The following is a 12,714-nucleotide window of genomic DNA, read 5'->3' as shown; positions in this document are numbered from 1 at the left end:
GGCGACGACATGCAGAATCCAGCCGCACCCGCCGCGACCGACCCCGTCCGCGAGCTGCACCGCCGCCTCCGTCCCCTGATGTTCCGCGACCAGCGCCGCCTGCAACGGCGCCTGGACGGGGTGCGCCGGCTGCGCGACCCGCAGCGCCGGGAGTCGGCGCTCGACGAGATCGCCGCCGACGTGGCGCGGGCCGAGGCGGTGCTGGCGGGGCGGCGGGCCGCCGTGCCGGTGGTCACCTATCCGGCCCAGCTGCCGGTCAGCGAGCGCAAGGACGACATCGCCGCCGCGATCCGCGACCACCAGGTGGTGATCGTGGCCGGCGAGACCGGCTCCGGCAAGACCACCCAGCTGCCGAAGATCTGCCTGGAGCTGGGGCGCGGGATCACCGGGCTGATCGGGCACACCCAGCCGCGCCGGCTGGCCGCGCGTACGGTGGCGGACCGGATCGCCGAGGAGCTCGGCACCGAGCTGGGCGACGTGGTCGGCTACAAGGTGCGCTTCAGCGACCAGGTGAGCGACCGCAGCCTGGTCAAGCTGATGACCGACGGCATCCTGCTCGCCGAGTTGCAGACCGACCGGATGCTGCGCCAGTACGACACGCTGATCATCGACGAGGCGCACGAGCGCAGCCTCAACATCGACTTCATCCTCGGCTACCTCCGGCAGCTCCTCCCCCGCCGCCCCGACCTCAAGGTGATCATCACCTCGGCGACCATCGAGACCGAGCGGTTCGCCCGGCACTTCGCGGGCCCGCCCACCGCCGACGAGCCCGATGGCGTACCGGCGCCGGTGGTCGAGGTCTCCGGGCGCACGTACCCGGTCGAGGTGCGCTACCGGCCGCTGGTCGAGGTGGCCGAGGGCGAGGACGACGGGGAGGACGAGGAGAACGTCCGCGACCAGGTCCAGGCCATCGGCGACGCCGTCGAGGAACTGGCCGCCGAGGGCCCCGGCGACGTCCTGGTCTTCCTCAGCGGCGAGCGGGAGATCCGCGACACCGCCGACGCGCTGGGCAAGCTGGTGGAGAAGAAGCCGGCGCTGCGCGGCACCGAGATCCTGCCGCTCTACGCCCGGCTCTCCACCGCCGAGCAGCACCGGGTCTTCGCCCCGCACGGCGGGCGCCGGGTGGTGCTCGCGACCAACGTGGCGGAGACCTCGCTCACCGTGCCCGGCATCAAGTACGTGGTGGACCCGGGCACGGCCCGCATCTCCCGCTACAGCAGCCGGCTCAAGGTGCAGCGGCTGCCGATCGAGCCGGTCTCGCAGGCGTCGGCCAACCAGCGCAAGGGGCGCTGCGGGCGCACCTCGGACGGCATCTGCATCCGCCTCTACGACGAGCAGGACTTCCTGTCCCGCCCGGAGTTCACCGACCCGGAGATCCTGCGCACCAACCTCGCCTCGGTCATCCTCCAGATGACCTCGATCGGGCTCGGCGACGTGGCCGCGTTCCCGTTCATCGACCCGCCGGACCGGCGCAACGTCGCCGACGGCGTCAACCTGCTGCACGAGCTCGGCGCGCTGGACCCGGCCGAGGCCGACCCGGCGAAGCGGCTCACCCCGCTGGGCCGGCGGCTGGCCCAGCTTCCCGTCGATCCGCGGCTGGCCCGGATGGTCGTCGAGGGCGAGCGCAACGGCTGCGCCACCGAGGTGATGGTGATCGCCGCCGCGCTGTCCATCCAGGACCCGCGCGAGCGGCCCGCCGACAGGCAGGCCCAGGCCGACCAGGCGCACGCCCGGTTCACCGACCGCGAGTCGGACTTCGTGTCGCTGCTCAACCTGTGGCGGCACCTGCGCGAGCAGCAGCGCGAACTGTCGTCCAGCGCGTTCCGCCGGATGTGCAAGGCCGAATACCTCAACTACCTGCGGGTACGCGAGTGGCAGGACATCGTCAGCCAGCTCAGGCGTACCACCGAACAGGCTGGTGGGCGACCGGCCGACGGCGGCGGCGGGCGCCGGGGCGGCGCGGACCTGCCGGAGGAGATCGACACCCCGAGGGTGCACCAGTCCCTGCTGGCCGGGCTGCTGTCCCATGTCGGGCTCAAGGACCCGCAGAAGCACGAGTACCTGGGCGCCCGGGGCGCCAAGTTCGCGCTCTTCCCCGGCTCGGCGCTGTTCAAGAAGCCGCCGCGCTGGGTGATGGCGGCCGAGCTGGTGGAGACCTCCCGGCTCTGGGGCCGCGTCGCCGGCCGGGTGGAGCCCGAGTGGGTCGAGCCCCTGGCTCAGCACCTGGTCAAGCGCAGCTACAGCGAGCCGCACTGGGAGAAGAAGCAGGCGGCCGTGATGGCCTACGAGAAGGTGACCCTCTACGGCGTCCCGCTGGTCACCTCGCGCAAGGTCAACTTCGGCCGGATCGACCCGGCGCTGTCGCGCGAGCTGTTCATCCGGCACGCCCTCGTCGAGGGCGACTGGCAGACCCACCATCACTTCTGGCGGGACAACCAGCGACTGCTGGCGGAGATCGAGGAGCTGGAGCACCGGGCCCGGCGCCGCGACATCCTCGTCGACGACCAGACCGTCTTCGACTTCTACGACGCCCGCATCCCGGCCGACGTGGTCTCCGGGCGGCACTTCGACGCCTGGTGGAAGAAGACCCGCCGGGAGCAGCCCGAGCTGCTCACCTTCACCCGGGAGCTGCTGGTCAACGCCAGCCGCACCGGCGTGGACGAGGCCGACTACCCCGACGAGTGGTCCGCCGACGGGGTGACCCTGCCGCTGACCTACCGGTTCGAGCCGGGCACGCCCACCGACGGCGTGACCGTCGACATCCCGCTGCCCCTGCTCAACCAGGTGCCGGCGGAGAGCTTCGACTGGCAGGTGCCCGGGCTGCGCGAGGAACTCGTGATCGCGCTCATCCGCTCGCTGCCCAAGGCGGTGCGCCGCAACTTCGTCCCGGTGCCGGACTACGCCCGCGCGGCGCTGGCCGCGATGCCGGCCGGCGAGGAGCCGCTGCTGGACGCGCTGACCCGGCAGCTGCGCCGGATGACGGGCGTCACCGTGCCCCGCGACGCGTGGGAGCCGGAGAAGCTGCCGCCGCACCTGCGGGTCCGCTTCCGGGTGCTCGACGAGGAGAACAAACCGGTCGCCGAGGGCAAGGACCTGCCGGCCCTGCAACGCCAGCTCAAGGCGGAGGTACGCCAGGTCGTGGCCGCCGCCGCGCCCGACGTGGCCCGTACCGGGCTGCGCGAGTGGAGCATCGGCACGCTGCCTCGCACCATCGAGCAGGTCCGCTCCGGCTACGCGGTGACCGCGTACCCGGCCCTGGTGGACGAGGGCGACACCGTCGGGGTGAAGGTCTTCGACTCGCCCGCCGAGCAGGAGGCCGCGCACTGGGCGGGCACACGGCGGCTGCTGCGGCTGACCGTGCCGTCGCCGGCGAAGTTCCTCCAGGGGCGGCTGAGCAACGAGGCGAAGCTGGCGCTGAGCCGCAACCCGCACGGCGGCGTGCAGGAGCTGATCTCCGACGCGGCCGGGGCGGCCATCGACAAGCTGATCGGCGACGCGGGCGGCCCGGCCTGGGACGCCGAGGGCTTCGCCGCCCTGCGGGACAAGGTCCGGGCCGACCTGGTGGACACCGTGGTCGAGATCATGGACCGGGTGCGCCGGGTGCTCGCCGCCGCGTACGCGGTCGAACAGCGCCTCGGCGCCACGCGGAACCTGGCGGTGGTGGCCGCGCTGGCCGACATCCGGGCCCAGCTGAACGGCCTGGTGCACAAGGGCTTCGTCACCGAGACCGGGTACGCGCGCCTGCCCGACCTGCTGCGCTACCTCACCGCGATCGAGCGGCGGCTGGACCGGCTGCCGGGCAACCCGCAGCGCGACAAGCAGCAGCAGGACCGGGTCGCGGTGGTGCAGAAGGAGTACCAGGAGATGCTCGCCGCGCTGCCGCCGGGGCGCCGGCAGTCGACGGCCGTCCGGCAGATCCGCTGGATGGTCGAGGAGCTGCGGGTGAACGTCTTCGCCCAGGCGCTGGGCACTCCGTACCCGGTGTCGGAGCAGCGGATCTACCGGGCGATGGACGAGGCCGAGGGCAGGTAGGGCGACCCGCGCAGCACCCGCAACAGCACCGGCGGGGAGAGCAGCCGCGTCGGCGGGTCGACGAGGTTCACCACCCGCAGGAACGCCGCGCCCAGCGCCGGGTCCCGGGTCGCCGCCTCGTGCAGCCGGCCCACGTACGCGTTGACCAGGCGTACCCGCGGCGAACGGCGGCCGGGCACCTCGGGGAAGCGCAGGTCGGTGCCGACCGCGATGGACCACGGCCCGTCGATCAGCCGGGCCGCGCCCCGGAAGAACCGCCGGGCGAGCCGGTCGGACGGCCGCCGCAGCAGTCGGCGCAGCAGCAGGGCCTCCAGCGCGGCCACCGTCATGCCCTGCCCGTAGACCGGGTTGAAGCTGCACACAGCGTCGGCCACCACCAGGTAGCCGGCCGGGAAGCGGCGCAGCCGCTCGTAGCGCCGCCGCACGCTGGCCGGGAACTTCATCGTCGCCGGTGGGCTCTCCGGCCGCGCCGTACGCAGCAGGTCGGCGATCTGCGGGGCGGCGAGGGTCTCGGCGAAGGCGGTCATCCCCTCGTCGTCGGCCGGCGGCTCCTCGCCGAGCATGCCGCTGAGCGCCACCGCGAACCGGCCCTGCTCCTGCACGGCGACGATGCCGCCCCGGGGCTGGCCGGGCACGGCGTTGGTGAGCGCGCCGAGCAGCCCCTCCAGGTGGTGCGGCTCCCGCCGGTAGGTGCGGGTGAGGTAGGTGACGCCGACCTTGACCCGCTCCTCCGGCGCCGGCCGGTAGCCCAGCTCGGCCAGCCACACGGGGCTGCGGGTGCCCCGGCCGCCGGCGTCGACGACGAGGTCGGCGGCGACGGTGGTCGGATCCCCGTCGCGGGGGCGCAGCCGTACGCCGGTGACCCGTCCCCGGTCGAGGGTGGTGGTCAGCCCCGCCACCTCGCAGCCCGCCACGATCCGCACCCCGGGCAGGGCGGCCACCCGCTCCCGGACGACCTGCTCCAGCAGCGGCCGGCTGACCCCGAGGGCGAACAGCGGGGACGGCGCGCGCCGCATCCGGTGGCCGTTGTTGTACCAGTGGACCTGCTCGTGCAGGTCGACCGTGGGCACGCCCCGCGCGCTCAGCTCCGCCGAGATCCCGGGCAGCAGCTCCTCGAACGCCTGCCGGCCCCGGGTCAGCAGGACGTGCAACTGCCGCCCCTGCGGTACGCCCCGACGGCTCTCCGCCTGCTCGGGCAGCAGGTCACGGTCCACGAGGGTGACCCGCTCGTACGCCTCGGTGAGTGCGCAGGCGGTCAGCAGCCCGCCCATGCTCGCGCCGATCACCACGGCGCTGCCCGTTGCCATGCGGGCAGCGTAGGCAGGCAGGCGGGGCCCGGTCGTCTTCCGTCGTGCGCACCTGGCGGCGTCGGCAGGCGCGGCCGGGCGGCCTGGGACCGGCGGCGTGCGACCGGCGCGGCCCGCGTGCGTGCCGGCGGGGTCAGAGGGGCTCGACGCCCGGCGGCAGGTCCCCGCCGGTGGTGGCGTCGCGGACGTAGTCCAGCAGTATCCGGCGCAGCTCCCGGCCGGCGTGAGTGGGCACCACGTCGCGGCGCCGGGCGACCGCGATGGTCCGCCGGACGCCGGGCGGAGCCAGCCGGGTGACGCGCACGCCGGGGCGCCGGGCCACCACGATGCCGGGCACCAGCGCGACGCCCAGCCCGGCCTCGACGAAGCTCAGCACCGCGTCCATCTCGCCGCCGTCCACGGCGATGGTCGGCTCGAAGCCGGCCTCCCGGCAGGCCTGGAGGGTGGCGTCGCGCAGGTCGTAGCCCTCCCGGAACATCACCATCGGCTGGTCGCGCAGGTCCGCGACGCGCAGCTGCCGGGTCTCCGGGGCCACGGACAGCTCCTCGACGGAGGCGACCACCAGGCTCTCCCGCAGGATGGGGTCGGCGCGCAGCCCGGGGTCGGTGCCCTGGGCCGGCATGATGATCAGTGCCAGGTCGAGGTCGCCGCGGAGCAGGCCGCGGACCAGGTCCTGCGAGCCGCTCTCCTCCACCCGCAGGTCGATGGTGGGGTGGGCGTCGCGGAAGCGGCGCAGCACGGGCGGGGCGAGCGAGGTGGCGAGGCTGGGGGTGGCGCCGAGCCGGACCCGGCCACGGCGCAGGCCGACCAGCTCCTGCACCTCGCGGGTCGCGGTGTCGACGTCGGCGAGGATCCGCTTGGCCAGCGGCAGCAGCACCTCACCGGCCGCGGTGAGCGTGATGTTGCCTCTTACCCGCTCGAACAGCGGGGCGCCGAGGCCGTCCTCCAGGGCGTGAACTTGCTTACTCAACGAAGGCTGGGTGATGCCCACGACGTCGGCGGCTTGGGTGAAATGTCGTACTTCTGCCACCGCAACGAAGTACTTCAGCTGATGGAGCTGCATCTACATAGCCTATAGCTATCAAGACTGCGAGTTCGATGCATTGGACGACTGAATCAAGTGCTCCTAGCGTCGATCGCGTGGTAGTCACGAGAACTCGGTCGCCCATCCGCTCCAGCGTCGGCCTGAAGGCCGTCATGGCGGTGACGGGCATCATCCTGGTGCTGTTCCTCATCGCGCACATGCTCGGCAACCTGAAGATCTTCACGGGGGCGACCTCGTTCGACCACTACGCGCACTGGCTGCGCGAGATCGGCGCCCCGATCCTGCCCGGCGTGTGGTTCCTGTGGATCCTGCGGATCGGTCTGCTGGTGTCGGTGCTCGGCCACATCTGGGCCGCGACCGCCCTCGCCGTGCGCGCCCGCGCCGCCCGCCCGGTGCAGTACGCGCACCGCAAGAAGGTCCAGGGCAGCTACGCGGCCCGCACCATGCGCTGGGGCGGCGTGATCATCCTGCTCTTCGTGATCTACCACATCCTGGACCTCACCACCGGCACGCTGAACCCGGTCGGCGACCCGAGCCGGCCGTACGCCAACGTGGTGGCCGACTTCGCCCCGGAGCGCTGGTACGTCACGCTCTTCTACACCCTGGCGGTCGTCACCCTCGGCTTCCACCTGCGGCACGGCCTGTTCAGCGCGCTGCGCAGCCTCGGCCAGCAGAGCCCGCGCGGCGAGCGGCGGGCCCGGGCCGTGGCGCTGGGCTTCGCCGTCGTGCTCTGCGCCGGCTACCTGGCGGTCCCGTTCGCCGTACTCACCGGATTGGTGTCCTGACATGGATCTCTACACCGAGGGCGACCCGATCGCCGACACCAAGGCTCCCGACGGCCCCATCGAGACCCGCTGGGAACGCCGCCGCTTCGAGGCCAAGCTGGTCAACCCGGCCAACCGCCGCAAGATGACCGTGATCGTGGTCGGCACCGGCCTGGCCGGCGGCTCGGCCGCCGCCACGCTGGGCGAGCAGGGCTACCGGGTCAAGACCTACTGCTACCAGGACAGCCCGCGCCGGGCGCACTCCATCGCCGCGCAGGGCGGCATCAACGCCGCCAAGAACTACCGCAACGACGGCGACTCGGTGCACCGCCTCTTCTACGACACCGTCAAGGGCGGCGACTTCCGCTCCCGGGAGTCCAACGTGCACCGGCTGGCCGAGGTCTCGGTCAACATCATCGACCAGTGCGTCGCCCAGGGCGTCCCGTTCGCCCGCGAGTACGGCGGCCTGCTGGACACCCGCTCCTTCGGCGGCGCGCAGGTGCAGCGCACCTTCTACGCCCGGGGCCAGACGGGCCAGCAGCTGCTGCTCGGCGCGTACCAGGCGCTGGAGCGGCAGATCGGCCTCGGCAACGTGGAGATGAACACCCGGCACGAGATGCTGGAGCTGATCGTCGTCGACGGCAAGGCCCGCGGCATCGTCGTCCGGGACATGGTCACCGGCGAGATCACCACCGAGTTCGCGGACGCCGTCGTGCTCGCCTCCGGGGGCTACGGCAACGTCTTCTACCTCTCCACCAACGCCAAGGGCTGCAACGTCACCGCCACCTGGCGGGCCCACCGCAAGGGCGCGTACTTCGCCAACCCCTGCTACACGCAGATCCACCCGACCTGCATCCCGGTCTCCGGCGACCACCAGTCGAAGCTGACCCTGATGAGCGAGTCGCTGCGCAACGACGGCCGGGTCTGGGTGCCCAGGACCAAGGGCGACACCCGCAGCCCGCGGGAGATCCCCGAGGACGAGCGGGACTACTACCTGGAGCGGATCTACCCCTCCTTCGGCAACCTGGTCCCCCGCGACATCGCGTCGCGCGCCGCCAAGAACGTCTGCGACGAGGGGCGCGGCGTCGGCCAGACGGGGCTCGGCGTCTACCTCGACTTCTCCGACGCGATCGACCGGCTCGGCCGCAAGGCCATCGAGGCCAAGTACGGCAACCTCTTCGAGATGTACGAGCGGATCACCGGCGAGGACCCGTACGAGGTGCCGATGCGCATCTACCCCGCCGTGCACTACACGATGGGCGGCCTCTGGGTCGACTACGACCTCCAGTCGTCCATCCCGGGCCTGTTCGTGATCGGCGAGGCCAACTTCTCCGACCACGGCGCGAACCGGCTCGGCGCCTCGGCGCTGATGCAGGGCCTGGCCGACGGCTACTTCGTGCTCCCGAACACCGTCGCCCACTACCTGGCGTCCGGCCCGTTCGAGAAGGTCGACGCCACGCACCCGGCGGCCGTGCAGGCCCGCGCCGACGTCGAGGACCGGATCCAGCGGCTGCTGGCCGTCGACGGCGACCGGACCGTCGACTCGTTCCACCGCGAGCTGGGCCAGATCATGTGGGAGCACTGCGGCATGGAGCGCAGCGAGGCCGGGCTGCGCAAGGCGATCGACGAGATCCGTGCCCTGCGCGAGCAGTTCTGGCAGCGGGTCCGGGTGCCGGGCACCGGCGAGGGGCTCAACCAGTCGCTGGAGAAGGCCGGCCGGGTGGCCGACTTCTTCGAGCTGGCCGAGCTGATGTGCATCGACGCCCTGCACCGCGAGGAGTCCTGCGGCGGTCACTTCCGGGCCGAGCACCAGACTCCCGACGGTGAGGCCGAGCGCGACGACGACCGCTTCGCGTACGTGGCGGCCTGGGAGTTCACCGCCACCGGCGAGCCCTCGGTGCTGCACAAGGAAGACCTGAACTTCGAATACGTCCACCCCACGCAGCGGAGCTACAAGTGAACCTGACCCTGCGCATCTGGCGCCAGTCCGGCCCCGAGGACAAGGGTCGGATGGTGACCTACAAGGTCGACGACGTCTCCCCGGACATGTCGTTCCTGGAGATGCTCGACGTCCTCAACGAGCGGCTGATCCTCGCCGGCGAGGAGCCGGTGGCGTTCGACCACGACTGCCGCGAGGGGATCTGCGGCATGTGCGGCCTGATGATCAACGGGGACGCGCACGGGCCGCAGCGCGGCACCACCGCCTGCCAGCTGCACATGCGGCAGTTCTCCGACGGCGAGACGATCGACATCGAGCCGTGGCGGGCCCGGGCCTTCCCGGTCATCAAGGACCTGGTGGTCAACCGGGGCGCCTTCGACAAGATCATCGCGGCCGGCGGCTACATCACCGCGCCGACCGGCAGCGCCCCCGAGGCGCACTCGACCCCGGTCGCCAAGGCCAACGCGGACGCCGCCTTCGAGGCGGCGGAGTGCATCGGCTGCGGCGCCTGCGTGGCGGCCTGCCCGAACGGCTCCGCCATGCTCTTCACCGCCGCGAAGGTCACCCAGCTCTCGCTGCTGCCGCAGGGCCAGCCGGAGCGCTACACCCGGGTCATCGGCATGGTCGACGCGCACGACGAGGCCGGCTTCGGCGGCTGCACCAACGCCGGTGAGTGCACCGTGGTCTGCCCGAAGGGCATCCCGCTGAACACCATCGGCCGGCTCAACCGCGACTTCCTGATGGCCACCTCGAAGCGGGGCGACAACACCCCCGGCTCCTGACGACACCCGGCCTGACGACACCCGGTCCGACCGGACCGGACCGGACGGGCGGGCCGCCGCACCCCCGCGGGTGTGGCGGCCCGTCCGCTTTCCGGTAGCGGCCCCGCGGGTGGCCCGCCGCGCGCGTTCCGGTAGCGACCCCGTCAGCCGGTGAACGCCCTGTCGGCCCCCCGCCACGCCCCGGGTGGCGTCCCTCGACGGCCCCTGTCGAGCTGCCCCGTCCGTGAGACCGGGCGTCAGCGGCGGCGAGCGCGACGTGGTGAGCGGACGTCCCCCGTTCCGACGGCACCCGCACTCTCCCCGCATCCCACGTCCGCCTGCCCTCGCCGGTCCCCGCGACGCCATCCGCCAGCGGCCGGCCAACCTCTCCGCGGGTCGCGGTCCACGCCCGCCATGTTCCGGTTCCCGCCCGCCCAACCCGCCGGGCAGTTCCCCGACCGACGCACCGCCTGCGCCACCGGACGCGCTGCCCCACGCCACGGGGCAGCTCGACAGCGCCCACGCGACACGCCCTGGCTCGGAGGGCCGTGCGGACCGTGCGGACCGGCCGGAAGGCGCAGCCGCGGTCCCAGCGCGCGGTGCGACCAGGTGACCGCCGCCGGGTGGGCCGCCGGTTCAAGTCGTCGGGGGCGGGTAGCAACCTCGGGGACGGCACGAGGAGGGACGACGGGACATGAAGGCACTGACCTGGCAGGGCAAGCGGGACGTACGGGTGGAGGAGGTGCCCGATCCGCGGATCGAGGAGCCGACCGACGCCGTCGTCCGGATCACCTCGACCGCGATCTGCGGCTCCGACCTGCACCTGTACGAGGTGCTCGGGCCGTACCTGAAGCCCGGCGACGTCCTCGGCCACGAGCCGATGGGCATCGTCGAGGAGGTGGGCGCGGGGGTGACCAGGCTCAGGCCGGGCGACCGGGTGGTGGTGCCGTTCAACATCTCCTGCGGCTCCTGCTGGATGTGCGACCGGCAGCTGTACGCGCAGTGCGAGACCACCCAGGTCACCGCCGAGGGCAAGGGCGCCGCGCTGTTCGGCTACACGTCGCTCTACGGCTCGGTGCCCGGTGGGCAGGCGGAGTACCTGCGGGTGCCGCACGCCCAGTTCGGCCCGATCAAGGTGCCCGACACCGGGCCCGACGAGCGCTGGCTCTACCTGTCCGACATCCTGCCGACCGCCTGGCAGGCGGTGAAGTACGCCGACACCCCGCCCGGCGGCACCCTCGCCGTCTTCGGGCTCGGGCCGGTCGGCCAGCTCTGCGCCCGCATCGGCCGGCACCTCGGCGCGGGGAGGGTCATCGGGCTGGACCTGGTGCCGGAGCGGTTGGCGATGGCCCGCCGGCACGGCATCGAGGTGCTCGACGTCAGCCAACTGGACGACGTGCCCAGCGCGCTGATCGACCTCGTCGACGGGCGCGGCCCCGACGCCGTCATCGACGCGGTGGGCATGGAGGCCCACGGCGCGCCCCTCGGCAAGCTCGCCCAGACCGCCGCCGGGCTGCTGCCGGACAAGCTCGCCCAGACCATGACCGACAAGGCGGGCGTCGACCGGCTGGTCGTGCTCAAGGCCGCGCTCAAGGCCGTCCGGCGTGGCGGCACGGTCTCCATCTCCGGCGTCTACGGCGGCGAGGTCGACCCGATGCCCCTGATGGAGATGTTCGACCGGGGCGTCCAGCTGCGGATGGGGCAGTGCCACGTGCGCCGGTGGACCGACGAGATCATCCCGCTGCTCTCCGGCGACGACGACCCGCTGGGCGTGCTGGACCTGCGGACCCACCGGGTGCCGCTGGCGGAGGCGCCGCAGGCGTACGAGATGTTCCAGAAGAAGGAGGACGGCTGCGTCAAGGTCGTGCTCGCACCGTGACCCGGACGGTGGTCGTGACCGGCGCGACCAGCGGGATCGGCCGGGCGGCGGCCCGGGCCTTCGCGGCACGCGGGGACCGCCTCGTGCTCGCCGCCCGCTCCCCCGTCGCCCTCGCCGCGGTGCGCGACGAGTGCCGGGCCGCGGGGGCGCAGGTGCTCCAGGTGCCCACCGACATCACCGCCGACGGCGCGCTGACGGCGCTCGCCGACGCGGCCCTCGACCGCTTCGGCGGCATCGACGTCTGGGTGCACACGGCGGCCGTGATGGCGTACGGCCGGTTCGAGGAGACCCCGGAGCGGGTCTTCGAGCAGGTGGTGCGCACCGACCTGCTCGCCGCCGCCGCGGTCGCCCGGGTGGCGCTGCGCCGCTTCTCGGCGGACGGCGGGGGAACGCTGATCCTCACCGGGTCGGTGCTCGGCCACATCACCGCGCCCTACATGAGCGGCTACGTGGCGAGCAAGTGGGGACTGCAGGGGCTGACCCGCACCCTCCAGCAGGAGGCCCGGGAGACCCCGGGGGTGCACGTCTGCATCGTCAACCCGGGCAGTGTGGACACCCCGGTCTACCAGCGGGCCGCGAACTACCTCGGCCGGGCCGGCCGGCCCCCGCCGCCCGTCACCACCCCGGAGCGGGTGGCGCGGGCCATCGTGGACTGCGCCGACCGGCCCCGCCGGGAGGTGTCGGTGGGCCGGGTCAACCTGGTCATGCGGGTCGGCTTCACCATGCTGCCGGGCGTCTACGACGCCCTCGTCGGGCCGTTGATGCGACTGCTCGGGCTGACCGGCCGGCCGGTCGCACCGCACGACGGCACGGTGTTCGCGCCGGACCCGGCCGCCGCGTCGGTGCGCGGCGGCTGGCTGCCCGACCTCCAGCGGGTGGCGCGGGCCGTCGGGGAACTGCCCGGCCCGGTCGTGGCGGCCGTCCGGCGCCGGCTGCCGTGAGCGCCGCGCGGGATCACCGGCGTCGATCGTTTCGCCTAGGGTGGTG

At 73.1% G+C, this 12,714-nt stretch carries 8 protein-coding genes; 6 read left to right on the top strand and 2 right to left on the bottom strand.

Annotated elements, in window-relative coordinates:
* The first annotated feature begins 9 nt into the window (after positions 1-9).
* Positions 10-4,032, top strand: coding sequence for an ATP-dependent RNA helicase HrpA (gene hrpA, locus AC0OO9_RS24525; protein WP_484512678.1), 4,023 nt, complete (start codon positions 10-12; stop codon positions 4,030-4,032).
* Here hrpA and AC0OO9_RS24520 read toward each other — a convergent pair.
* Positions 3,999-5,339: an FAD-dependent oxidoreductase gene (locus tag AC0OO9_RS24520; protein WP_484512676.1), complete on the bottom strand. Its 1,341-nt coding sequence runs from the start codon at positions 5,337-5,339 to the stop codon at positions 3,999-4,001. The genes hrpA and AC0OO9_RS24520 overlap by 34 nt on opposite strands.
* 133 nt (positions 5,340-5,472) lie before the next feature.
* Complete coding sequence (locus AC0OO9_RS24515) at positions 5,473-6,402, bottom strand: LysR family transcriptional regulator (protein ID WP_484512675.1); 930 nt, start codon at positions 6,400-6,402, stop codon at positions 5,473-5,475.
* A gap of 77 nt (positions 6,403-6,479) precedes the next feature.
* Between AC0OO9_RS24515 and AC0OO9_RS24510 the strand changes: the two genes are divergently transcribed.
* The 5 genes from AC0OO9_RS24510 (at position 6,480) to AC0OO9_RS24490 (ending at position 12,668) form a co-directional block, all read left to right on the top strand.
* On the top strand, positions 6,480-7,169 hold the full coding sequence (locus tag AC0OO9_RS24510; RefSeq protein WP_484512673.1) for a succinate dehydrogenase cytochrome b subunit: 690 nt from the start codon (positions 6,480-6,482) through the stop codon (positions 7,167-7,169).
* Between the two features lies 1 nt (position 7,170).
* A complete protein-coding gene (locus tag AC0OO9_RS24505; protein ID WP_151456381.1) occupies positions 7,171-9,108 on the top strand; it encodes a fumarate reductase/succinate dehydrogenase flavoprotein subunit in 1,938 nt (645 codons plus the stop codon).
* Positions 9,105-9,869 carry a succinate dehydrogenase/fumarate reductase iron-sulfur subunit gene (locus AC0OO9_RS24500; RefSeq protein WP_132235856.1) on the top strand — a complete coding sequence of 255 codons (765 nt, stop codon included), beginning with the start codon at positions 9,105-9,107 and terminating at the stop codon, positions 9,867-9,869. The genes AC0OO9_RS24505 and AC0OO9_RS24500 overlap by 4 nt, the downstream gene beginning before the upstream one ends.
* Before the next feature lie 673 nt (positions 9,870-10,542).
* On the top strand, positions 10,543-11,727 hold the full coding sequence (locus AC0OO9_RS24495; RefSeq protein WP_484512671.1) for a zinc-dependent alcohol dehydrogenase: 1,185 nt from the start codon (positions 10,543-10,545) through the stop codon (positions 11,725-11,727).
* Complete coding sequence (locus AC0OO9_RS24490) at positions 11,724-12,668, top strand: SDR family NAD(P)-dependent oxidoreductase (protein WP_484512669.1); 945 nt, start codon at positions 11,724-11,726, stop codon at positions 12,666-12,668. The genes AC0OO9_RS24495 and AC0OO9_RS24490 overlap by 4 nt, the downstream gene beginning before the upstream one ends.
* Positions 12,669-12,714 lie beyond the last annotated feature (46 nt).

The organism is Micromonospora sp. USAFONa4, assembly GCF_057197825.1.
The sequence above is the reverse complement of the archived record's forward strand: the minus strand, read 5'-3'. Positions and strand labels throughout refer to the sequence as shown.

Bases quoted from the DNA above. Each gene is read 5' to 3' on its own strand.
- hrpA (WP_484512678.1), top strand. From the start codon at position 10: ATGCAGAATCCAGCCGCACCCGCCGCGACCGACCCCGTCCGCGAGCTG.
- AC0OO9_RS24520 (WP_484512676.1), bottom strand. From the start codon at position 5,339: ATGGCAACGGGCAGCGCCGTGGTGATCGGCGCGAGCATGGGCGGGCTG.
- AC0OO9_RS24515 (WP_484512675.1), bottom strand. From the start codon at position 6,402: ATGCAGCTCCATCAGCTGAAGTACTTCGTTGCGGTGGCAGAAGTACGA.
- AC0OO9_RS24505 (WP_151456381.1), top strand. From the start codon at position 7,171: ATGGATCTCTACACCGAGGGCGACCCGATCGCCGACACCAAGGCTCCC.
- AC0OO9_RS24495 (WP_484512671.1), top strand. From the start codon at position 10,543: ATGAAGGCACTGACCTGGCAGGGCAAGCGGGACGTACGGGTGGAGGAG.